This is a genomic window from Frondihabitans sp. PAMC 28766 (genome assembly GCF_001577365.1).
In the GTDB taxonomy this organism is placed as follows: Bacteria; Actinomycetota; Actinomycetes; order Actinomycetales; family Microbacteriaceae; genus Frondihabitans.
The window spans coordinates 795,248-817,906 of sequence record NZ_CP014513.1; the positions used below are offsets into that span (position 1 = coordinate 795,248).

Sequence of the window (22,659 nt, forward strand, 5' to 3'; positions counted from 1 at the left end):
AAGGCCAAGCGGAGACCTGAGTACATTCGGGCTCGCCGGAGCTGCAGTACGACTGATGGTCATCTCCACAGCTGCCGTCGCGTTAATGGCAGGAGTTTGGGCGGCAGCGAAGTGGCTAGATACGCGGGACGAGCGCCAGCCTCTCGGGCTTGCTCGTCCATTGCTGTGGGTTGCTTCCGTTTTTTGCGTCCCCGTAACGGCGACGCTAGTTGCAGCCTCGAGCGCATCGGCACTCGCCATGCTGATCATTGAGGCCAATATCGTGCTCATCCTCGTGTTTGTTTTCGGCGTTGCGGCAGCGCTCAACCGGAAAGCAAGTCGGCCCCATCACGTTCGCGGACGCGATACCGGTGCGGCTGTAGCCTTGGCAGCCGGCTCGGTCGGCAGCATCCTGATCACGGCCTTCTTCCCCGTGATGGGTGCAATTGCTCTTATCGCCTTTCTCGGCGGCTGCTTGGTTGCGTTCGTGACGAGATTCACAACGGCAGGTGACTGAAATAGCCGGTCTCCGCCGATGACGCGCCAATGGCGTTAAGCGACGGTGAGTCGGGGGCAGCAGGCGGTGACGATTGAGCAGTCAGGCGTGTGCTTCGTTCCAACTCGCTGATGCGGGCCAAGACGGTCCCGAGACGTTCGGCCGCGCGGACAGGGGTCAGTTGGCCGTTGTCGCGGAAGTCTCCACGGTCATCCGTGCGTTCAACGGGGCCGGGACGTGCACGTTTTTTGGGGGCGATGGCTCCTTTGAGGCAGCGGAGGATGTGTTTGGAGCTGCCGTTTGAACCAGGTCGGTTGGCCGCCTCACTTTCTCCCCGTGGGGTTTGCCCGTTCGCTCGCCATTCCTGGACCGCCAGTCCCTAACCTTCAGCGCCGGCTGGTCGTTCGAGAAATGCCTTCGACGGCGGATCGCTTACCGAACCTCGCTTTCAAGGACAGCAGCACAAGCGTCGTATAAGTCAGCCTGCCGCGACGACCTACAGGTCGTCGTACAGCGCGGCAAGCTGCAGCAGTGCGTCCGCGATCCCTACCGTCTCCGCGGCGGAGAGAGCGCCGAACGTCCGGGAGAGCCGAGCGTCGAGAAACGCGGCCCGGGACTCATGCCGCGCGCGACCCGTTGGCGTCAAGTGCACCGTCACGGCTCGCTGGTCCTTCTGCTGTCCGCGCCTTCGTTCCACCAGCCCTTCCCGTTCGAGGCGGTGCAGCAGCTGCGTTGTCCCCGCACCGGAAATCTCGACGGCGTCGGCCAGCTGCGCGACCGTCAGTGCACCGCGCGCGGCCAGGGCGCCGAGTGCTCGCGCCTGAGGAAGCGAAAGTGCTTCGTCGCCCCGCGTCGCCCGCCCTCGGAGGCGTGCATCGGCACTACTCAATCGGTACGCAGCTCGCGACAGGGACTGGAGCGCCTCCTGCTTGTTTGCCGATTCGCCTTTTTCGCGCTCGTTCATACTCCTCCTTGACTTCGGCCGGTCGCCTCAGCATACTAGCTAAGAACTTATTCGATAAGTACTTAGGAGAAATCATGACGACACGATCCACTGGTCAGAGCTGGGCGCTCGATATCGCTCTCGCCCAAGGGGGATTCGATGCTCTGCACCCTCAGGCCAAAGGCACCATGGTCGAACTGGGGCACAACGCCACTGACTTCGACAAAGTGTTCGCCCTAGTGAAGAGCGGTGCCATGTTGCCGAAGGCATGGGCGACCATCGCCTTCCAGGCCGAGCAACGCGCCCAGCACCACGAGGAGCACGGTTACGGCCGCACCGCCGCCGATCTTTACACGCGGGCGGCAGTCATGTTCGGACGGGCCCAGTACTCGATCTTCGACAGCACCGATCCGCGAAAGATCATGCTGCGCGAGCACTGCGACCACGCCGTCGACCGCCTAGCGGAACTTCGCGGGGGCGTCGTGCGCCGGGTCGAGATCCCCTTCGAGGGTAAAACCCTCTTCGCGCTGCTCCATCTTCCTTCGACTCCGGCACGGAACGCGTCCGCAGTCATTCTGGGACCGGGCATGGACATGATCAAAGAGGACTACATCCAAATCGCCGAGCGCTACTACACATCGCAGGGAGTCGTTGCCCTCTCCATCGAGGGTCCCGGGCAGGGGCAGACCCGGTCAGAAGGGCTCACCGTCGACCTCGACAACTACTCACGTGCCATCGACGCTTACGTCGACTACCTGGCTGCTCTGGACGAAGTAGATGCCGGACGGATTGGCATGTTCGGCATCAGCATGAGTGGACACTGGGGCCTCGCCGCAGCGTCGAGAAAAGACCACGGCCTGCGTGCACTCGCATCGTTCGAGGGCGTGACCGGAACGTTCGAAACGATTTTCGAACGCGCTCAGCCGACCTTCAAGAACAACTACCTTTACATGACCGGCTACACGGACGAGACGCTCTTCGACTCAGAGATCGCCCGCCGGATGCCGCTCGGCGACCGAGTGCGCGACATTGACATCCCCGTCCTCATGGCGCAGGGCGAGTTCGACGAGCTCACGCCACTCGAGGAGGCACTCGCCACCTACGAGAAGATCACGGCACCCAAGCAGATGCGCGTCTTCGAGGGTGAGTTTCACCCGCTCGGAGGCGTCGCAGCCGAAATGTGCCGGTTCGGAGCCGATTGGCTCTCGCGCGCCCTCACGGGAGAGTTCGACGGAACGAGCATGGACGAGCGGTACTTCGTGCACACCGACGGCGACACGACGGACGGATCGGCCGACCCCACATGGTGGAACGGCGAAATGCCTGTGTCGCTCGAGCAGGCACGTCGCTAACTCCGGCAAGAGTTCTTCAGGGTGCGGTGCCGTCCACGGCGAAGTCGTCCACGGCCCGCACCTCGTCGTTGGTCAGTGGATCGCCCCTTAGGCTGTCCAGGCAATCGTCGAGTTGGTTGACGGACGAGGCCCCAATGAGGGCGGACGTCACCGCCTTGTGACGAAGGGCCCAAGTGAGGGCCAATTGCGGGAGTGTCTGTCCTCGCGCGGAAGCGATCTCCTGGAGAGCCGCCACGCGAAGCAGGTAGTCGGGGTTCGTTGCGTCTCCATCAAACCAACGACTCGCGGCTCCTCGCGATCCGCTCGGAGCGGAACCTTTCAGGTAACGCCCAGAGAGTAGACCGCCGGCTAAGGGCGCGTATGCGACCGATCCAATTCCGAGGTCGATCAGAACATCGAAGAGTCCTTGCTCGGCGACACGATCGAACATGTTGTAGCGCGGCTGATGCAAAGACAGGGGCACGCCTTCAGATTCAAGAGCCTCAGCAGCTGCCACCGTCTCTTCGGGAGAGTAATTCGAGATCCCGACATAAAGCGCCTTGCCGAATCGAACGGCATCCGCAAGGGCTGAGGCTGTCTCCTCAATCGGCGTATCCGGATCGGGCCGATGCGAGTAGAAGATGTCGACGTAGTCGAGGTTGAGGCGAGCCAGGCTCTGGTCGAGGGAGGCCAGCATGTGCTTGCGCGAGCCGCCGGATCCGTGCGGCCCTTGCCACATGTCGTAGCCAGCCTTGGTCGACACAACGAGCTCGTCCCGGTAGCGGAGAAGATCGTGTGCAATAATCTCGCCGAAGCGACATTCAGCGGCTCCCGGTGGCGGCCCGTAGTTGTTGGCGAGATCGAAGTGGGTCACGCCTCGATCGAACGCGTGAAGGACGATATCGCTCTGCGTGTCGGCTGAGCGGTCGGTGCCGAAGTTGTTCCACAGGCCGAGGGAGATTTTAGGAAGTCGAAGGCCGCTGCGCCCCGCTCGTTCGTAGGGCAGCGCCGCGTAACGCTCAGGCGCCGCAGCGAATCCAGGAGACGAGTTCATTCTGCCTCGGCGTTGAGAAGTCGAATCGAGCAGATCTCCCAAGGACCCAAATGCACTGTCAGGTCGCCGTCCGCACTCGCGCGAGTCGTCTCGCTTCCGAGCAGATCGACGTGCACGACCGAGTCGAACGCCCCCCGATTCGAGCCGAGGTCGGGGTGTCCGTCATGGCGATGAGTCGAACCTCGATGGCGTCGCCGATCCTGTGGATGGCGCTGACCGCTACGCCGCGCCCCTCGACTCTGAGCCCCGCCCGGGAGCCCGGGAGGTGAAGGACTTCTCCCGTTCCACGGGCAACGAGGAGGTCTCGACGAAACTCGTCGGCGAGACGGACGGCTTCAGCATCCTCGTATCCGTGCGGAGATGGCAGGATCGCGACACTCGTCCAATGATGAATCCCAAGGTCCTGTGCTCCCGGAATCGGGATCTCGCTGGCGGCGGGTTCGTCGCGCAGTGGATGCAGATTCACGCTGATGGCTCCTACGGCTCGCAGAAGGGTGAGGGCGAGTTCGCGTCCGTTCTCGACAATCTCGTACTCACTCGGATGAGTGAGAAGGAGGGTCGCGGGGCCGGCAGTGACAAACGAACTGGCAGGATACGTGGGAAGCGGAAATTCTCCCCATCCGCCCTCCCCCTCGAGGCCGCGCCGAGTCACCGAGAATTGCCCTTCGGATTCCGAGTGAGTGACAGGCTCCGGAAGTGGAATATGCAGGCGAAGTCGATGATTCTTGGCTGCATTTACGAACGCCACACTGAGCCGGACGAAGGGTTCCCCGATTCGGACCTCGATGAACGTGGAAGTCGCAACGGACACGGTCGCGGCGCTTCGGCGATCGACGTCCTCATCCAGGGCAGCAGGCCAGGCATAGGTCCGATCGACTCGCAGGATGGCGCGAACCGGCCCGTCTTCGACGACCGACACATTCACGGACTCCGGTACGTCCACGACGACGTCGTGATTCAAGCTTCCGTAGTTGTAGCTGTCTCCGCGATCGCCCCCGTCCACGAGCCTTCCGACGCCACTCAGTGTGGTCCCATCAGCGGCGGTCACGCTGAAGCACCCGTCGTCGGTAACGACGGCGCGGACAAGGCCGTTGTCGACGGACCGGCTCGTGCTTCGCGCCTGCTGCGACGCCCTCGGCGTCGGGTGGGTGCCGGTCGAACCGATCACGTCGAGGGCGCTCTGGGCGCCGGTCACCGTGAAGGACGCCACCCCGGAGGCGGGAACCGGCAGTGCCACAAGGACGCGGGATCGTCGTTGAGCGAGGGTCCGGACTCGCCACTGGCCCTTGGCCTCCTTTGTCGCCTGTGTGAGGCGACTAAGCAGGTCGAGCAGGTCGAATTCCGGTTCCACTGCCACCTCGGCCAGGTGGAAGGTCAGCTCGCCCGGCTCGATCGAATAGTGGTCGATTTGAAGTCCAAACAACTCGCGTCTGTGGATGCGACGGAGAACGCGATGGACCGCCGCCGCCGCCATAGTCTCGTCCGCGAGCACTTCTGGAGAGTCGTGAAGAAACTGGGCAGGAACAACAACGCCGTCTCCCGTGATGGCTACGACGTTGGCGGGATCGACGGCCACCGGCACGTCGACCTCGACGACCCCGGTTCGGTCCATCGCGCAGGTGGAGGCGACAACGAAGCCGCTCGGCCCGACCGTTGCGGCCAATTCGGCCAGAACGGAATCGCGAATCGCACGACCAGCGTGGGTGGCCTCTGCGAGGCGCGAAGCGACCTGCTCCACCGTCTCGTCGGTTCCAGACCCCACCACGGAATCATGAGCCGTTGACTCGACGATTTTGTGCCACGCCATGTCGAAGAAAGGTTCGAATGACCTCATGGTCCACTGAGCGGCGAGCCTCTCAGCGTCGTCCACAGTCCGCTCAGCCCGTGCCATTGCCTCCTTCAAATTCTTCCGAATCGAAAGCACCCCGGGGAGGATGTTGCCGCGCGCATGGCTGCGAAGCTCGCCGTGGACGGCGACGAGATCCGATCCGTCCACAAAGTTCGACAGGTACTCCTCGAGCGTCGCAACCCGGATGGGAAGCTCCTCGCTGTCATGCTCCCTGACCAACGTCATGAGCCGAGGATTGGGAAGTGCATGGTCGGTGCCAGCCATCGCCAGGACGTCGTCTTCGCCCCACCGGTCGGCCGTCACTCCGCGGTAGTCCCGAATACTCCTCGTCAATTCGTCGGGGGTGAGCAGGATGTCCATGCCATTCCCGTACCCATCAAAGAGGTACTCGACCCTGACCGAGGAACCGTCCGGAGCCGACCAGCGAAACGCGTGTCCACTGACCCGCCCTGGGACACCTCTCCATAGGGCCGTGTGCTCGAGGCCCGCTTTTCTCAGAATCTGCGGCATCTGCGCGATGTGGCCAAACATATCCGGCAGATAGCCGATGCTTGAGGCGCCGCCTAGACGTTCTGCCGCCTGGTGGCCCAACCGAAGGTTACGAACGATGGTCTCTCCGCTGGAAAGGAATTCGTCCATCAGGATGAGCCAAGGCCCCAGAGAAAGCTGGCCTCGGAGTACGGCTGCTCGAACGCGGTCTTCATTCTCAGGTCGCATTTCGAGGTAGTCGAGGATGGCTGCTGTCTGTCCGTCGAGGGTAAACCGGAAGCCGGCGTCGCCCTCGATCCGGTCCAGGACGTCGTCCAGCGCCTCGACGAGGCGAAATCTGAACACGTGGAAGGGCTCGTACCACTCCCTATCCCAATGGGTGTGGGGCACGAAGACGATTCCAGGGTTGCGGTGGGATGACAAGTCGGTCATGGTCGTATGTCTTTCAGTGGTTGCAGACGCGCTGCAGGAATCAAATGGAGGTGACTCGAAGCAGGAACGATTGCTCAGGTCGAAGGGTGGGCAATTGGAGTCCAGCACTGCCGAGGACGCGACCCGACATCGTCAACGAATCCCGCATCCAGTCGGGCTGAGAGTCTGAGACTTCTCCGAGGCGATTCTGGAACGGGACGCTGACGGCATACACACGCTTGGGGTCCAGCCCGGGCAGCGCGACCCGGCCGGGAGGCCAGGTCACCGATCGGCTCATGGCAGTGACGCTGAAAAGACCCTTTTCGAGGTCACGGCTGACAACTCCGGAAATGCGAAGACCTTCGTCGGGATGATCGGAGTTGACGACAGTCCCAGTGTGGAGCAGGAGGCGATTGGCCTTGTAGAACTGGATCCATTCTGCGAGTAGCGCCGTGTCACCGAGGTCCAGGGTTCGAACGTCGAGTTCAAGACCGAAGTGATTCCACATCGAAGTCTGGGCGCGGAAGTCCAGGCTGTGCTGGCGTCCCGTGGTGTGCGATGGCGACGAACCCACGTGTGACCCGATGAGTTCCGGCGGAACAACGAGAGTCGTCTCGCGGTGCATCCGACGGCGTTCCAGGGGATCGACGGTGTCGCTTCCCCAGACGCGCTGCGCATGATCGAGGATGCCGAGGTCCACCCGTCCCCCTCCCGACGCGCACGATTCGAGTTCGAGTCCAGGATGAGCCGAGCGGAGTTCATCCATGAGCCTGTACACCGCAAGGTTCTGCTTGTGAATGGCCGGACGTCCGTCCGGCTGATGGCCGGCTTCGACGAGTTGACGATTGTGGTCCCACTTGAGGGCGGCGATGTCGTAGCGCGTGAGGAGATCGTTTAGCGCGGCGAAAATATAGTCATATGCCTCCGGATGGGTGAGATCGAGGACGTGCTGGCGACGCGAACTGTAACCGTGTCGACCACCTGCTTCGAACAGCCATTCCGGGTGCTCCCGCGCGAGGTCGGAATCACGATTGACCATCTCCGGCTCGACCCAGAGACCGAAGTCAAGGCCAAGACTTTTTACATGGTCGATAAGGGGTCCGAGACCATTTGGCCATACCTGTTTCGAGACCGTCCAGTCTCCGAGTCCGGAGGAATCATCCCGGCGGGATCCGAACCAGCCATCGTCCAACACGAAGCGTTCGACTCCGAGCTCTGCTGCGTGATCCGCGAGCTCGGTCAGGACGGCGAGGTCTTGCTTGAAGTACACCGCCTCCCACGTGTTGATGACGACGGGTCGAGGAGATCGGGGGTACGCCCGTCCTGTTCGCACGTGCTCATGGAAACGGGCACTCATGGCGTCCAGCCCGTCGGCGTAGGAGCCTAAGAACCACGGCGAGGTGTACGCCTCGCCCGTCGTGAGAACGACCTCGCCGCTCTGCAGGAGTTCGGATCCTCCAATGACGCGTGCTCCGTTGTAGATTCGCTCCGCGTAAAGGTTCTGGTTGCCGCTGAACGCTAAGTGAGTTGCCCAGACCTGGCCTCCGCGGTAGCCGAAGCCGGCGACTCCGGCGATGAGCAGGTAAGCCGCGTCTAGGCCGGTTCTCCCACCACGCTGCTCTCGCGAATGCACTCCCACCGTGAACGGCGAGCGTTGCGCCGAGTGCTCCCGCATGTGTCGGCCCGTGAAGTCGAGGAGTTCTCCGGCTTCCGTGGGCACGGGAAATGCGAGTCGAAGGGCCTGCAATTGGTACGTGTCACCGTCGTTTTTGAGCGTCGCCCGGGCACGCAGGAGGCCCGATTCGAGCAGCTCGATTTCGAGGGTGATCATCAGTTGAGCTACTGCGTCCGCGGCAGTGCAAGCGACCCGATCGCAAAGACGACCGTCGTCGCTCGTGACGTCCTGCGCGAGCGAGGCGGGCCCGGCCGCAAGGGACGGCGACCAGTCACGCCCGGCTCGTGATCCGTCGATCCCCGGTCGACCGACCCAGCCCGCCTCGTATTCGGGGAGAAGTGAGATGTCCCAGGCCTGGTCGTTGGGGTTGTGAGCCATCGGCGGTTTCGCGGTCGCAGAGACCGCGGCGAGATCCTCCGGGGACAGGTCTCCCAGATCCGCACCCCAGTGGAGGATCCGCGGAAGTCGACCATCGTTGACGGCGAGGACGACGCTGACGCCACTGCGTCGAAGGTGGATGAAGGGAACACTTATGGCCATGAGAGTCTCCGGGAAATGCGGTGGAATGTCGCAAAAGAAGGTGGGCGGGGTGTCAAACGAGAGGTGTCTGTCGAAGAGTGGCTGCACGAGCCAAATGCAGGTAGCAGCTGGCTGTCCATGTGTAGGCCAGGTCGCGGAGGCCGCGTCCGGTCAAGGCGTCGAAATTCTCAGCGAAGCCCTCGGCTTCGCAAAGGAGCCGAAAACGTTGGCTGATGTCGTCAGCGAGCTCGACGTAGCCGGCTGACCTGAGCCCATCCTCGATCAGGACGGTGGGTGGGCCCCAGACGGGACCCCGCCAATAGCCATCTGACTGGTAGTCAGGAGAGTCGACCGTCTCAGTGGCCAGTCCGTGGTCGGTGAGAAAGGCCTCCACCCTTACGGCCATCGCCTCGGACACGGCCTGTGGCAGGAGATCGTGCGCCACCAGCGGAATCAAGTTCAGGAGGCTGCCGTCACTCGGCCGAGAGCCATCGGAGCGCCTGGCCGCAAAGCCCTTGTCGGTCCAGAGTTCATCGACCACCGCGGTCAGCAACGCGTCACGTTGGAGCCTCCAGCCGTCGCAGCGTGCATCCGCAAGGTCGTCCCCGATCTCTGCCATGACGTCGAGCTGAATCGCGAGCAGGACGGCGAGGTCCGCACTCTCGACGACACCGTCGCCATCGAAGACGGTGGAGTTGTCCCAGCCGCTGTCATTGCCGTGCTGGTAGTAGGGAAGCGCTTGCCCCGGTCGTCGCCGAAAGTCGAGCCAGAACCGACTTTGCCGCTCGAGCCCGTTCAGGATGACAGACCATTGGCTCGGCTCGAGTTCCAGAAGGGGTCGAAGCGCTCGTAGCGTCCACCCCTGCACCGGAGGCTTCACATATCCGTAAGACACGACTGAGTGGCCAACCATATCGGGGAGCGCTCCGGAGGGATCTTGAAGATCGAAGGTCATCATGAACTGGTCGAGCGCTGCTGCAGGAAGGCCCGGTGCCAGGGCGAGCGCGTTAAAGCAGTTGTCCCAACTCCACACGCGGTCCATCCAGTGTTTCGACATGAGGATCGCCTCGCGGGTCACGAAGCCGGCGGGCGACACGGTTGCGGACCACAAGACGTAGGCTGCCAATTCTGCTGCAGGAGTCTCGGCAGTCCGCCATGGGGCAATGCTCTCTAGATAGGTCCGGAACGCGTCGCGGTTCCCCGTCTCGCAGGCAGCGAATGCGCGAGAGGGCCGGAAAGGCGGACTTGCCGTACCAATTTCTTCGATCGCGATCTCCCAGTCGCCGCCCGATACCGCGACGTTCGCTCGCCCGTCCGGGCCGTGAACAATTTCGGCGGCGCCGTGCAGCGCGGTGATGCGATATCGGAGCCCGGTCTCGTAGGAGTTGAAGGTCGGACAGTCGTTCACGGGGTCGAGGAAAAGATACGACCCGGTGAAGGGGCGGTCGGCGACGGCGTCGTAAATCTCGAGGCGCAGCCCGTTACCCCGCAGACGGATCACCTTCGGTCCGTCGAAGACGGCGCGGATGTCACCGCGCGGTGACGACCACATGGACAGGCTAGGGGTGGCCGAGACGGAGCAGCTGACGGGCTGCGCCGTCCCGGCGGTTGGAACGAGCCGCAGGACGGCGTTCATTCCCTGCACGTGAGACACGAGATGGACGAACTCACTTGTCGTATGCGGTCCGACAACCTGCGAGAGGTTCAGCCAGGACCCTTGCGTGCTAAACGGGACCTCGGACAGTTCAAAGCGGGGGCCGATCGTTGCGGCCGAGTTGCCTCTCACCCTTGTCCCAAGGCTGGCTTTTTCAGACGATCAATTTGTGCAAGCAAATGAAAGCCTATGCTGGAATTGTGGCCTTCTTGAAGGCCGCAGACGAGTGGGGGGTGGACGGTGAGTCGAGTCGGACTGAAAGAAGTTGCCGCATCAGCGGGCGTGAGCGAAGCAACTGTCAGTCGGGTGGTCAACAACCGTGGGGTAGTGGCGCCCGGAACGCGCAAGACCGTCGAGGACGCAATGCGCCAGTTGGGATATTCGCGAGCTTCATCGAGCAACGTTGTCCTCCTCGTCACACCGCACCTGATCGATCCTTTTTTCGCAGCATTGGCCGATCGGATCAGTGCCGCGCTGAGCTCGCACGATGTGCGCGCCGTCATCTGTTCGGCACCGGGCGGCGCCGTCCAGGAGTTCGACTTCATTTCCGCGTTGGTCGACCTCGGAGCCATCGGCGTGGTGTTCATTTCTGCAAGCAACACTTTGGAGAACGCCGATCCCGTCGTCCCCCGATTTTTGGAAACACGCAAGATTCCCTTCCTTTGCATCAACGGGTCCTTCCGGGAAGTGCCCTCGGCGACGCTGTCGACCGACGACGAGTTGGCGGCCGAAGTCGCCGTCGCCCATCTCTGGAACCTCGGCCACCGCGATATCGCTCTTATCGCCGGCCCGGTCGGAAACCGCCCGAGCGACCGTCGAGTGAGCGGTTACAGAAAGGCTCTGCGCCTCCGAGGCCAGGACGGAGCTGAGACGAAGGTCATCCATCACGAATACTCGGTGGAGGGAGGCTATGCGGCCGCCTCTGAGATGTTCGCCGATCGTGCGCCAACAGCAGTTGTTGCGGCCAGTGACGAGATTGCCTTTGGCACGATCCGGGCGGCCAAGCGCCGTGGATTGCTTGTTCCGGAAGACCTGTCTGTTGTCGGATACGACGATGCGCACCCCCTCGAATTTACCGATCCTCCACTGACGACCGTTCGACAGCCCATTGAGCGCCTCGCGCAGGCCGTGGTTCCGATTTTGACGCGCCTCATCGCCGGACGACCGGTGCAGAAATTGGAGCTGCTGTTCGAGCCCGAACTCGTTCAGCGCGCGTCGACAAGCGCCATCCTTCGTCACTCCTGACGTCACTCCGTGGCGTCGTCGCGGGTGAGGGTGAGTAATCCGCCACTTGGAACGGGAAGAGCGCACGGCCCAGAGAATTGGAAGGACTGCGCTTCCCCGATGCACTCGCCGCGGGCATCGAAAATTGAGTATGAGATCGAGCCCGATAGAGGTGGGCCAAGGAGCACAAGACCCGCGGTGTCGGCATTCACGATGTGCAGAATTCTCCAAGCCTGACCTGTAGGTAGAGTCACGGGAGTGGGTGCATAGCGGGCGATGATGATCGTCCCGTCGCAACCGGCCTCGACTAATGGATAGAGCAGATCGGGACGATGGGCGGTGAAGGTCCCGTGCAGCAAGGTCTCGGCGTTCGCGGTCCAGAAGTCCATCCAGAAAGCCAGGACATCACGGTGCACAAGTGAGAGTCGCACCAGATCGACCGACACCTGCGGCACTCCGAACAACGCGTTCGCTAGATGTTGAGCCACTCTTTCCGGGCTGTCGTGGTCGCTCCACATGACGGGGTCCGAATGCACCGGCCTGCCCGGCGCGATCAGCCTGAGATCCACGATTCCGAGTCGATTCTCGAGTGGGCTGAGGGGACAATCCCCCACGCGTAGCATTGTCGCGTGCCGACCGGCTATCGGACCGATGTAGGGCTCCCGGAACTCGATCATGACCGCCGGATCGGGCCCTGTGAGAGCGTCGTTCAATTCGTCCAGAAAACGCAGGGCGCCGGACTCCAGGTCGGGGACGTCCCCATCGAGGGGGCGCGGGCCGACATCCGAGGTGGCAAACCGATCCAGGAAATCCACCTTGAGTCCGTGTGCTCCAGTGCTCTTGAGGAGCGCGGCCAGGCGCCCTACGAGGACGCGTCGCGCCCTGACCGAGCGGAGGTCGATGATGGCTGCGTCCATGGAGGGCTCTTCGAAGGCCCGCGGAAGTTCGTCCTCGCCTATTGCGTCGGAGCGGTAGCCGAGGAAGGGCGTCCCAACCCACCAGATCGTGCGGAGCCCCAGCAACCCGACAGCTTCGACCAGCTCGGCAGGGTCTGGGAGCTTCTTGGGGTCGGGGCGCCAGTCGCCGCTGGATCCGTAGCCGCGCGATCGATCGGAGGTCTGCCAACCGTCGTCGATGATCAACGTGCGGAATCCCAACCCTGCAGCGCGCTTCGCCTGCGCAATGATCTCGGATTGTTGGATGTCCTGGTGGGCGAAGTACCAGGTGCAAAAGACCGGTTGCTCGTTGATGCGGTCAGGACGATGCACTCCCTGCCAGAGCCATTCGCCGGCACGCGCCACGCTCTGGCTGAAGCCCGCGCCCGAGCCCTCAATGTGCACCCGGAGTTCGCCAACACCGGCCGGCACTTCCAGCGCGACGAGAAGCTCGGCTGTCTCCTCAACGAGCCCAGCTCGCACCTCGATCGGAGCTTCTCCGGCTGTCGCGGCGAAGGTGAGGAGGGCCCGGTCGTCGAGGCCGACGAGACTCGCGGCGGCAACTCCATTGAGGGGCGACGTGCGAGCCGGCGTAACCCACGACGCGGGGATGGATCCGTGGTCGGCCGTGCTGCCCGGGCGCCAGAGCGTTACGCCATCGACGACGGGAGCTCGGAAAGTCATTGTGAACCCGTCGGAGTTCTCCATCGCGGAACGGACGATTAGTTCCACGCGGTCGCCTCCGAGAGACTCTTGGTGTAGGGCCGGGAGGGCATGGCCCTCGGGGACGGCCAGCGAACCGACCAGTAGAGGAAGTGACTCCACGTCGAATGTGACGGAGGTCTTGGCCTCCCCATCTCCTGGAAACCAGACGGTGTCAAGGGTTGTGTTCTCGAGTGTCATTAACGGCTTCCGGTGAATGATAGGCCGCCGACGATCTGCTTTTGCGCGAGGAAAAAGATCGCAACGCAGGGAACGACGACGACGACGGCCGTGGCCATGAGCAAGGGGGTATTCGTGCCGTTGATGGACGAGAATCCGGCAAGGGCGAGCGGCAGAGTTTTCCAGCGTTCAGAGGTGAGATAGATAGCGGGAGTGATGAAGTTATTCCAGGAGCTCATGAATTGCAGGACGGCAGCGGCCACGATGATCGGCTTCGAGAGCGGGAGGTAGACCGCCCACCAGATACGCAACCAGCCGGCTCCATCGATGATCGCTGCATCGGTCAGAGCCCCGGGCAGACGGAGATAGAACTGCCGGAATAAGAAGATGAAGAATGGCGAACCGCAGAAGGCCGGCAGGATGATCGGATAAAGGGAATCCATCATGTCCAACTGACGGAAGAGGATGAACTGCGGCACGAGGGTTACTTCGGATGGCAGCAACATCGTGGCAAGGATCACCCCAAAGACGAGGTTGGCCCCCCGTGTAGGAATCCGAGCGAGGGCGAACCCGACCATGGATGAAATTACAACAGTGCCGACGACGGGCACGATCGTGCTGATCGCGGAGTTCGCCAGGTATTTCCAGAAGGGGAAGGCGCTCAGCCCGTTGACGTAATTCGAGAACTGCCACTGCACGGGCCAGAGCGCGATTCCACCACTTGCTACGCCAAGTTGGGTGCGGAGAGACGTCGCGATCATCCAGATGAACGGATAGGCGAACAGGACGCTACCGAGCACGAGAACACCGACCTGCACGGCTTTGCGGGGCGGGGAGGCATCGCCAGGTGCCACCCGGCGTCGACGACGGGGCCGCGTAGAAAATACGGATACTGCGGCGGATGCGGCTAGAGGCGAGGCTTGAGCCTCTCGTTCATCAATGGACACGACGGCGCCTTTCGGTAGGGCGGGCGGATTCGTAGTAGACCCAGAAGGCGCTCCCACGGAACACGATGGCGGTCAACGCCAGAATCATGAGCAGGAGAATCCATGCGAGTGCGGACGCATATCCCATCTTGAAGAACTGAAATCCGTTCTCGAAGAGGTAATACACGTAGAAGAGAAGCGAATTGTTCGGTCCGTTGCCGTTCTGGGAAAGCAGGTAGCCCTGAGTGAAGACCTGCATAGATCCGATGAGCCCGGTGACGACGTTGAAGAAGATGACGGGGCTGATCTGCGGAACCGTGATGCTCCAGAACAGGCGCACTCGACCGGCGCCGTCGAGCTGCGCCGCCTCGTATAACTCGTCGGGCACATCCTGCAGCCCGGCGAGGTAGATGACCATGTTGCCGCCAACCGTCCAAAGGCTCATTAGGATAACGGCGGGCAGCGCCCAATGAGAGTCACTAAACCAAGCCGGTCCTTTGATGCCGACGGCGGCCAAGACACCGTTCACGAGACCGTAGTTGGGGTTGAAAACCCAGAGGAAGAGAACTGCCTGGGCTACGCCGGTCACGAGGCTCGGGATGTACCAGATGGTTCGAAACACGTTGATGCCGCGGACCTTGATGTTCATCAGCATGGCGACAAGGAGCGACAGGGCCGTCTGAAGGGGAACGCTGACCACGGCGTAGGTCAACGTCACCTTGATTGCCTGACCGAGCAAGGGGTCGCTCGCGGCTTTCTGATAGTTGGCGATGCCGGCGAACGTCGGAGGCGACAGGAGATCCCAGTTGTAGAACGAGAGACCCAAGGAGTAGATCATGGGGCCAAGCGTGAACAACAAGAATCCGAAGATCCACGGCGATGCGAAGAGCCAGAAAGCGGCGGTGGTGTGGCTCAGCCACCGCCGCTTCACGCCGAGATAGACGAGGGCACCCACCAAGGCTCCCAGCACGACCACCAGGATCAGGAACGAAGCGATCGGCCGGAAGCCGGGCGCGAGCCCGATCCACTGCAGCATGCCCTCAAGTGAGCGTATGACGGGGTTCATGGACGGATCCGTTCGGTCGTGCGACTAGTTGGACGACAGAGCGCTCTGGCAGTCGCTGTTCAGTTCGGGAAGCACTTTGGCGGGGTCCTCTTTGCCGGAGCCGACAGCCGTCCGGGATGCTAGGTCCGTCGTGAACTTGCTTTCGATCACCGTGGCCTGCTTCACCGAGGCCGGGACGGTCGACTGGTCGACGCCCGACAAGAAGGCCTGAAGGTTCATCGACGGAGCGGATGCCAGGAAGCTGTCCCGCGCGGAGTCGACGACGGGTTGTCCGAGCGATGCCTTCGACGTGGTCAGCAGGCTCTGCGCCGCCTTGTTCGTGCTCATGAACTTTACGAAGGTCTTGGCAGCCGCCGTCTGTGAAGCCGACGCGGTTTTCGAGATTCCCAGGCCGTCGATCTCCATCGGCTCGCCCTTTCCGGGGACAGGGACAATCTCGAAATCAGAACTATTCTTCAGCGCTGTCAACTGGGCAATGTTCCACGGGCCGAAATCGGGATACATGGCGATACGGCCGATGCTGAGCCAACCGAACATGTCCTGGCCCTGAGCGTCCAGGAGCGTCGGGGCGAATCCGTCCTCGGCCTGGGAGTCTCCGACGAGCCGAGCGGCTCGCACGGCGGCGTCGGAGTCGAAGGTGCATTTGGTGCCCGCCTCGTTGTATTCCGAGCCTCCTTCTGCAGTCAGCCAACCCAGGTACCACAGGGGTGACGATCCGTAGATTTTTGTTTTGCCCGAACCCGAGGTGAGCTTTTTCGCGTCTGCGGCGAACTGGTCGGGAGTGAGCGGTGTGGTCGCTGAGGGTAGAGGCACACCGTTCTTCTCGAAGAGCTTCTTGTTGATGACCATGACCTTGGCCTTGGCAGTGAAGGGTGTCTCGTAGTATTTGCCGTCAAACTTCGCGCTGGCGGCGATGTTCGGCGACGAGTACGTCGAGGGAGTCAGATTTACCGGCTGGTAGGTGGAGGCGAAACTCGCCAGCGACGTGTTCGAGATCTGTGAGACGGTCGGCGCCGTGCCCCCGGCGATCGTCGTCTGCAACTGCTGCTCGTAGTCGTTCTGAATCCAGTTCGCCGAGACTTTGATATCGGGGTGAGACGTCTCGAAGTCGGCAACCATCGCCTTGAGGGTCGCGTTTTCGTCGTTGTTGCCCCAGTGGGCGAACGTGATCGTCGTCGGACCTGACCCGCCGGCCGACGAGGTGTTTCCGGACGCATGGCTGCATCCAGCCAGAGCAAGGGTTGCGGATACGACGACTGCTGCCGTCAGGAGGGTTTTTTTCATGGGGTCGCCTTTGACTATGTGGGTGTTACGGGGGGGGTTAGGGGTGATTAGCGTGGAGCTCGGCCGACGTGCCCGGTTCTACGAGGATCGACCGATGTTCCCCGCCGTCGAATCCGGCATTCCAGACAAGGGGACCGGAAGCGCTGTGAACGGTGATGGTTGTTGCACGACGACCGTCGTGTCGGACACTGATGTCAGCGCCGGCGATGGATACGTGCTCGACCTGCACCCACGAGTCGTCGTCGATGTGGGAGCGGGTTGCGACGGAGCCGTCGAGGTTCGGCTGCAGGCCTGTCAACCCCGTGGCCAGGTGGGCAATGAGTGTGAAAGACACCTCGGGATAAAGGGCTCGGGACTCGAGGAGATGAATGATCCACGCGAGTGCCTCGTCGTCTTGCCCGTAACGGTGGAACGCTTCAGGTAGATAGGTGAACGCTTCGATGTTGCCAGGAGGAGAAACTTGCAGGTTTCGAGAGAGAAACGCGAGGTGGTTGGTGGCCCTTTCGGAATCGAAGTCGAGGAGTCCTTTAACCGCGGGGAACCATGACGGCTCGTTGGCGAAGTGGACGATCGGGCCCGTGGCGGTTCGCCCTGTGATGTAGTGATCGTCATGCCACCACTCGTGCTCGAAGAGAGACTTGATCCTCTCGACTTCGTCGAGGAGTTCTAGCTGCTCCTCGCCGTTGGCTGCCACGAGCGCGAAGAGGCGCATGGCCGCCCACTGGCTCGCCAGCGCATCAGCAGCGACCTGGATGTCGGGTGTCCCCGAGGCTTCGTTGTAGGTCGGACTCCCCGCAAAGATGTCCCGTCCACCTTTTTCTCCAGCAATTCCCGTTCCTTGGACGTCATGGAGGTCGGCGAAGCGAGTCACCGTAGCGCGCGCGAAACGTGCGAGGTCGGGGTCGTCGAGCCACCGTGCATCACGAGTCCAGAGAAACTGCTCAAGACTTTTCTCAACGAGTTCGAAGACGGCCGGGGTCTCTCGGACGAAATCGTCATCAGAGTGATAGTCAACGGCAGCTGGGGAGCCGTCGAAATTGAAGGCCCAAAGGGGGTAGAGACGCCGCCGCTCTGTAGCCGATCGAGCGAAATGCCGGAACATCGCGAAGTTCTCATCATCGAGACCCAGCAAGTGGGCACCCAGCGCTTGATGCGCAAGGTCTCGGGAGTAGAACATCGGTCGATCCGTCAAGCCAGCCCAGTAACTGGGCAGGAATCTAGGATCGCGTCCCGTCTGCACCCAACCCAGAGCTGTCTCTTGGGCCCACAGGAATCCCGCGGCCAATTCATCCGAGGAGCTGCTGAAGACCAAAGCTCCAGGATGCGCCGACTCAGGGGCGGTCTCCGTGCTGTGCGTCATTGCCATGACGATGATGCTAAGGCGGCATGCAAGACGATTGCAAAGACTTTCATAAAGACGTCATGGGGTCAGCGAATGGAAGTAGATGGTCCACACTGACGGTAAAAAAATTGCGACGCATCGGTCAGTCGCCGTAGGTCAGGTGGAGATTCGGCCTTCCGCCGCTCTCGGAGTGACAGGGGTTACTCGACGTCATCCTTCGTAGCTGAGCCGATGCGCTCATTCGATACATTGCACTCTCGTTCGGCCGCCCTCCTCCTGGTCGTCCGCGCCCCACGGCCCGTCATTGCTATGGAGGGGGACGAAATGATTCATGAGAGGGCACGCTCAATGACGCCGGCCTTTCATGCTGAAGCGTCCTGCGGAGCGTGCGCGCACCGACACCGGCCTGCAGGTCCTGCTCGAGACTTGGGCCTCAGTTCGTATGCGGCTCCTCGTCCTACGACTGTCAGCAGGCAGTGAAGCCAATGCACCGGGAATTGACGAATGCTCACTAGCTGACGCCGCCTCGCCGCTTAGGGCTGCTTGGAGATACCACTTATGGAACCCCACTCGCCCTAGGGTGGACAGATGAGTAGCGGGCGGGTAGCCAAGGCAACCCTTCTTCTCAACGCCGAGAAGTACATCCTTCAGCATGGCCTGCTCGACCTCACCCTCACGGGCCTGGCCGCCGGTATCGGCTCGAATCGGCGAATGCTGCTCTATCATTTCGGGTCGCTCGACGAGCTTGTTCGAGCATCGATTGGGGGCATTCTCGAGCGTCGCGATCTTACGAAGCAGTTGGCCGCGCTGCTTTCCACTGACGAAGGCTTGATAGCAAGGCTCGACAACGCATGGGCCCACCTGGCCGACCCATCACAGGAAGCCTGGCATCGGATCTTCTTCGCCCAGGTCGGTCTGGCCGTGGAAGATCCCGAAACCCACGCGTCATTCCTGGAAAGAAGCCGAGCAGGCTTCCCTGGGCTCATCGAAACAACTCTCGTCAGTGCCTCCGTTGAGGATGCCAGATCCCTCGCCCTGTCCATTTCTGCCGTCTGGAGCGGCCTTGAGCTCGCGCTACTGGCCGGCGAGGCCCGCGAGGACCTGGCAGAGGCCCACCATCGTTCCGTCTGCGCCCTTCTCGGAGAAAACCTCTAGACAGTCCATAAATCTGAACTCTATAGTTCATAAATGACTGATGCGATCAATTCGAAGCGCCCCTGGACAATCGGTTTCTTCGAGCACATGAATCCGAACGGGATCACCGGGGCCACTTGGCAGCATCCGGGGAACACCGGATCCGACTACCTCGACCTCGAGTACTGGATGCGTCTGGCACGGCGACTCGAAGAGGCGAACGCCGATTTCCTGTTCTTCGCCGACAGCTACGGCAATCCCGCCGTTGACGGTGTCATCCCTGATGAGTCCATCCGCATGGCGAACCACATCCCGGGTGCAGACCCGTTCGCGGTGATTCCGGCGATCTTCGCCGTGACTGAGCATCTTCCCGTCGTCGTTACAGCTTCGACGATCTTCGAAGAGCCGTATGCCAATGCACGACGTTTCGCGACCCTCGATCACATTTCCGGCGGACGGATCGGCTGGAACGTCGTCACGAGTGCGGGAGCCGCAGCCGCTGCCGAGCTCTTCGGACGGGATCTCGTCGCCCACGACGAGAGGTATGACCGCGCCGACGACTACCTGGAACTCAGCTACCGGCTTCTCGAGGGCAGCTGGGAGCCCGACGCTGTCGTGAAAGACCAGGCGACCGCCACGTACGCCGATCCCGATAAGGTGCACCCAATCGACTATTCGGGCCCCTATTTCCGGTCCCGCGGCGTCTTCTCCGTCGAACCCTCCCCGCAGCGCATGCCATTCGTCTTCCAAGCCGGCAGCTCCGGCCGCGGCCGCGAGTTCGCGGCGACGCACGCGGAATGCGTTTTTCTCCAGGCCACAACCGTCGAGAACGATGCAGCGGCCGTCGCGGACATTCGAGCCCGGGCGCAGGCCGTCGGCCGGGATGGTGACGCGATCAAGATCATCGTCGGGCTCACGGTGATCGTTGGGGATACCCCCGATGAGGCGAAAAAGAAGTTCGAAGAATTCGCGTCGTACCACTCGGAGGAAATCGCTGCAGCGCAATTCTCGCACTACTCCGGAGTCGATCTGCTGGCCCTCGATCTCGATCAGCCTATTCCGGCAGGTAACGACGAACTGAGCCGCTCAAGCGTCGAGCGTTTCGACGGCTGGACCGTGCGAGAGATCCTGAACGAGTTGAAAACGCGAGGTGTTCGCGGAATCATCTCGGTGGGGACCGCCGGTGAGGTCGCGGACCGCATGGAGGCATACGCGACCGCCACCGGCGTCGACGGGTTCCTCATGGAGACCTACACGAATCCCGGAACGTACGACGAAATCCTCGACAACCTACTGCCCGAACTGAGGACCCGCGGCCGAGCACCAGAACCATTCACGACGAAGACGCTGCGTGAGCGCTTCCAAGGAGAAGGCCACCCCTACCTCGACGACGCGCACCCCGGCAGCCGATTCCGCGTCGGCCTCGCCCCAGGCGCGGACTCGGAGGCTTCGATCTGATGGGCCATTCACGGCCGTGCGCGGAAGTGAAGTGCGCGTCTGCCAGGAATGGGAAAGGTATGCCTTCGGGCCCGACGAAATTCGTGACATTTCAGACGACTCACCGGGGGAGGGCTTCAGAGCATTTGAACCAGTGCAGTCCGCAAAAGATTGTATGACTTACGGGAGGCATCAATGCTACTAAATCGAAAGAGGCTGGGACGAGAAACCCAGGCTCATACGTGAGGCGTGTGAAGTGGTCGCCTACGGTCTTCCATCGCGGTTTCGATCGGCTGAACGCACTGACAGACGGAGTGGTGGCCATCGCCATCACGCTTCTGGTGTTCCCCATCACCGACCTGGCAACATCAGACCCCGGCGGCAACGTCCTGACCATCATCAATGCTCACAGTGGCAAGTTCGTAACGTTCTTCGTCACCTTCCTCGCCATCGCCAAGCTCTGGAAGGACAACCACGGGCTCTATCGGGATGTCCGGGCCTATACCGTGCCGCTCTTGTGGACACAAGTGTTGTGGTTACTGGGCATAGTCTTCATCACGTTTCCGATGGACGTCCTCTCGTCCGCAGACGATTCCAAGTTTCCGAATGCGGCGGTCTACGTGGGCACATTGTGGCTGGCCACGGCCGCGCTCTTCGCCGAGTACCTCATCGTTGTTCTGACCCCCAGACTGCAGATGAAGGACACGAACCTCCGACCTGGGCTGATCGATTCCGGTATCGATGTCCTCGCCGTCTCAGTGGCGTTCATCCTCACCCTCACTGCTCCCCAATTGGGGCTTAAACCCTTGGTCATCCTCATCCTGGGGGAATCGTCGGCTGGACTTTAGGCAGGAAGTTCGGGACGACCAAGGCGCCCGTCCTGGAACCGGGCGACGAGGACTGAGATCGAAGTTCTTTCGTGCGAGCCGACCGTGGCCTAAATTCTTGAGCAGACCCGTTGATCGGGCTCGCAAGGAAACGAACAAGAAATCCTCACGGCTGGCTGTCAGACACGAGCCGATTTCGCGCCGCGAATCTAAGGAGTCAATTACTCGGCCAAGCTGACATGGCCTCCTCGTCGTCGCCCGCGGAGCGTGCGGGCACAGGGCCTCCGCGGGGGGCTGATGGAATGGCCCGGCCTTGACCGTCCAAGGCCGTTTACAAAACCTAGCTACCAGACCAGGGCTTGCGGCGACACGCCTTTCGGACCCTAGCTGCTCTACCTCGGACGGGTGGAGAAAGGTCCACCGTGATCTCCACCGTACGGGTCAGGGCGGGCCCTTGAGGATTCTTTAGCGTGGTCTCATGACAGACACTCACAGTTCCTTGGCCTCGGAGGCATCCCCAAATCTCATTCCCCCCATAGCCGACTCCCGAGCGCCGCTCAGCCGCAGTCAAGTCCTGCTGATCGAGGGAGGTGCCCTTGTCCTAATCGGCTGGACGATCGCCATCGTGGCATCATTCGTCCCTATCGGGTACAGCTTCCCTTTGGGAGCAATCGTCTTCGTGAGCTCAGGACTCCTCTCCTTCGCGTCTTCAGGCTGCGCTGCAATCCTCGCGGTCGTCGCTCTCGTCGTACGCCGGCCGTGGGTGCCCCAATCCCGGTTCAACGGGGCCGTCGTCTCGTCGTGCCGTTTGCCATCGCGCTCCTCGGCATCGCGGGGGTCTCCTTGATCGGTGAGAAGGCGCTGGCGATCGTCAGCCTGGCCATCCACTAAACGTCACCCGGGGCTGCGCGTCAGGCTCGTTACTCTCCCATCAGGGCGCGAAGCCCATCGAGTACTGGAACTGATGAGTGGTATGCCCAGGGCACGTCGAAGAATTCGCGTCGGACCGTCCCGATGGCACACGTGGCAGGCGGACAATTCAATGCATGGACATCGCGGGGAGACAACGACTCGGGAACAGATACGTGCGAAAGTTCAGCTCAGAATCGACAGCCCGCACGTGCTAATGCATCGTCGAGCCGCTTCCGGACGCGCCTATTCGGAGGCTGTCAGCGCCGTCCGACGGGGCGCGCTCCCTGCGA

16 protein-coding genes are annotated in these 22,659 nt (G+C 61.9%); 6 read left to right on the forward strand and 10 right to left on the reverse strand.

The annotated features are described in order from the left end of the window. The first annotated feature begins 55 nt into the window (after nucleotides 1-55). Complete coding sequence (locus AX769_RS23650; protein ID WP_157887436.1) at nucleotides 56-496, forward strand: hypothetical protein; 441 nt, start codon at nucleotides 56-58, stop codon at nucleotides 494-496. Nucleotides 497-971: 475 nt separating this feature from the next. Here AX769_RS23650 and AX769_RS03910 read toward each other — a convergent pair whose 3' ends face one another. Further along, nucleotides 972-1,439 (reverse strand): MarR family winged helix-turn-helix transcriptional regulator, encoded by a 468-nt coding sequence (locus AX769_RS03910; RefSeq protein ID WP_066276197.1) that lies wholly within the window; start codon nucleotides 1,437-1,439, stop codon nucleotides 972-974. A 74-nt stretch (nucleotides 1,440-1,513) separates the two neighbouring features. Here AX769_RS03910 and AX769_RS03915 point away from each other — a divergent pair, with 74 nt between their 5' ends. After that, the gene (locus AX769_RS03915; protein WP_066276199.1) at nucleotides 1,514-2,770 is read left to right on the forward strand and encodes an alpha/beta hydrolase; all 1,257 of its coding nucleotides are present in this window, start codon (nucleotides 1,514-1,516) and stop codon (nucleotides 2,768-2,770) included. A gap of 16 nt (nucleotides 2,771-2,786) precedes the next feature. Here the strand turns inward: AX769_RS03915 and AX769_RS03920 are convergent, their stop codons facing one another. From AX769_RS03920 to AX769_RS03935, 4 genes are read right to left on the reverse strand one after another with little or no spacing between them, the layout of a single operon-like run. Next, nucleotides 2,787-3,803 (reverse strand): aldo/keto reductase, encoded by a 1,017-nt coding sequence (locus tag AX769_RS03920; RefSeq protein ID WP_066276202.1) that lies wholly within the window; start codon nucleotides 3,801-3,803, stop codon nucleotides 2,787-2,789. Nucleotides 3,804-3,861: 58 nt separating this feature from the next. Further along, the gene (locus tag AX769_RS03925; protein ID WP_204249316.1) at nucleotides 3,862-6,573 is read right to left on the reverse strand and encodes a hypothetical protein; all 2,712 of its coding nucleotides are present in this window, start codon (nucleotides 6,571-6,573) and stop codon (nucleotides 3,862-3,864) included. Between the two features lie 40 nt (nucleotides 6,574-6,613). Further along, nucleotides 6,614-8,854 carry an alpha-galactosidase gene (locus AX769_RS03930; RefSeq protein ID WP_239451933.1) on the reverse strand — a complete coding sequence of 747 codons (2,241 nt, stop codon included), beginning with the start codon at nucleotides 8,852-8,854 and terminating at the stop codon, nucleotides 6,614-6,616. Further along, nucleotides 8,820-10,382: an amylo-alpha-1,6-glucosidase gene (locus tag AX769_RS03935; RefSeq protein WP_239451934.1), complete on the reverse strand. Its 1,563-nt coding sequence runs from the start codon at nucleotides 10,380-10,382 to the stop codon at nucleotides 8,820-8,822. The genes AX769_RS03930 and AX769_RS03935 overlap by 35 nt, the downstream gene beginning before the upstream one ends. A 300-nt stretch (nucleotides 10,383-10,682) precedes the next feature. Between AX769_RS03935 and AX769_RS03940 the strand changes: the two genes are divergently transcribed. Then, entirely contained in the window at nucleotides 10,683-11,645 is a 963-nt protein-coding gene (locus AX769_RS03940; RefSeq protein WP_204249317.1) for a LacI family DNA-binding transcriptional regulator, read from the forward strand. A gap of 2 nt (nucleotides 11,646-11,647) precedes the next feature. On the opposite strand, the gene AX769_RS03945 is transcribed toward AX769_RS03940, so the two are convergent. The 5 genes from AX769_RS03945 to AX769_RS03965 form a co-directional block, all read right to left on the reverse strand. After that, a complete protein-coding gene (locus tag AX769_RS03945; RefSeq protein ID WP_066276207.1) occupies nucleotides 11,648-13,462 on the reverse strand; it encodes an alpha-galactosidase in 1,815 nt (604 codons plus the stop codon). Continuing rightward, on the reverse strand, nucleotides 13,462-14,388 hold the full coding sequence (locus AX769_RS03950; protein WP_157887437.1) for a carbohydrate ABC transporter permease: 927 nt from the start codon (nucleotides 14,386-14,388) through the stop codon (nucleotides 13,462-13,464). Before AX769_RS03950 ends, AX769_RS03945 begins: the two co-directional genes overlap by 1 nt. Beyond that, nucleotides 14,378-15,403 carry a carbohydrate ABC transporter permease gene (locus tag AX769_RS03955; protein WP_204249318.1) on the reverse strand — a complete coding sequence of 342 codons (1,026 nt, stop codon included), beginning with the start codon at nucleotides 15,401-15,403 and terminating at the stop codon, nucleotides 14,378-14,380. The genes AX769_RS03950 and AX769_RS03955 overlap by 11 nt, the downstream gene beginning before the upstream one ends. A gap of 54 nt (nucleotides 15,404-15,457) precedes the next feature. After that, nucleotides 15,458-16,552: an extracellular solute-binding protein gene (locus AX769_RS03960; RefSeq protein ID WP_157887438.1), complete on the reverse strand. Its 1,095-nt coding sequence runs from the start codon at nucleotides 16,550-16,552 to the stop codon at nucleotides 15,458-15,460. A 202-nt stretch (nucleotides 16,553-16,754) separates the two neighbouring features. Continuing rightward, entirely contained in the window at nucleotides 16,755-17,894 is a 1,140-nt protein-coding gene (locus AX769_RS03965; RefSeq protein WP_066276217.1) for a hypothetical protein, read from the reverse strand. A 753-nt stretch (nucleotides 17,895-18,647) separates the two neighbouring features. Between AX769_RS03965 and AX769_RS03970 the strand changes: the two genes are divergently transcribed. From AX769_RS03970 to AX769_RS03980, 3 genes are all read left to right on the forward strand, one after another. Further along, a complete protein-coding gene (locus AX769_RS03970) occupies nucleotides 18,648-19,214 on the forward strand; it encodes a hypothetical protein (RefSeq protein ID WP_066276219.1) in 567 nt (188 codons plus the stop codon). A 33-nt stretch (nucleotides 19,215-19,247) separates the two neighbouring features. Then, nucleotides 19,248-20,651, forward strand: a complete 1,404-nt coding sequence (locus AX769_RS03975; RefSeq protein WP_082763474.1) for an NtaA/DmoA family FMN-dependent monooxygenase — start codon at nucleotides 19,248-19,250, stop codon at nucleotides 20,649-20,651. A gap of 296 nt (nucleotides 20,652-20,947) precedes the next feature. Next, complete coding sequence (locus AX769_RS03980; RefSeq protein ID WP_157887439.1) at nucleotides 20,948-21,478, forward strand: TMEM175 family protein; 531 nt, start codon at nucleotides 20,948-20,950, stop codon at nucleotides 21,476-21,478. Nucleotides 21,479-22,659: the final 1,181 nt, after the last annotated feature.

What these genes read in the sequence shown, in the direction of transcription:
- AX769_RS03910 (WP_066276197.1), bottom strand. Translation starts at nt 1,439, where the DNA reads ATGAACGAGCGCGAAAAAGGCGAATCGGCAAACAAGCAGGAGGCGCTC.
- AX769_RS03945 (WP_066276207.1), bottom strand. Translation starts at nt 13,462, where the DNA reads ATGACACTCGAGAACACAACCCTTGACACCGTCTGGTTTCCAGGAGAT.
- AX769_RS03960 (WP_157887438.1), bottom strand. Translation starts at nt 16,552, where the DNA reads ATGGTTGCCGACTTCGAGACGTCTCACCCCGATATCAAAGTCTCGGCG.
- AX769_RS03965 (WP_066276217.1), bottom strand. Translation starts at nt 17,894, where the DNA reads ATGTTCTACTCCCGAGACCTTGCGCATCAAGCGCTGGGTGCCCACTTG.
- AX769_RS03920 (WP_066276202.1), bottom strand. Translation starts at nt 3,803, where the DNA reads ATGAACTCGTCTCCTGGATTCGCTGCGGCGCCTGAGCGTTACGCGGCG.
- AX769_RS03970 (WP_066276219.1), top strand. Translation starts at nt 18,648, where the DNA reads ATGAGTAGCGGGCGGGTAGCCAAGGCAACCCTTCTTCTCAACGCCGAG.
- AX769_RS03975 (WP_082763474.1), top strand. Translation starts at nt 19,248, where the DNA reads ATGACTGATGCGATCAATTCGAAGCGCCCCTGGACAATCGGTTTCTTC.
- AX769_RS03955 (WP_204249318.1), bottom strand. Translation starts at nt 15,403, where the DNA reads ATGCTGCAGTGGATCGGGCTCGCGCCCGGCTTCCGGCCGATCGCTTCG.
- AX769_RS03915 (WP_066276199.1), top strand. Translation starts at nt 1,514, where the DNA reads ATGACGACACGATCCACTGGTCAGAGCTGGGCGCTCGATATCGCTCTC.
- AX769_RS03925 (WP_204249316.1), bottom strand. Translation starts at nt 6,573, where the DNA reads ATGACCGACTTGTCATCCCACCGCAACCCTGGAATCGTCTTCGTGCCC.
- AX769_RS03935 (WP_239451934.1), bottom strand. Translation starts at nt 10,382, where the DNA reads ATGAACGCCGTCCTGCGGCTCGTTCCAACCGCCGGGACGGCGCAGCCC.
- AX769_RS23650 (WP_157887436.1), top strand. Translation starts at nt 56, where the DNA reads ATGGTCATCTCCACAGCTGCCGTCGCGTTAATGGCAGGAGTTTGGGCG.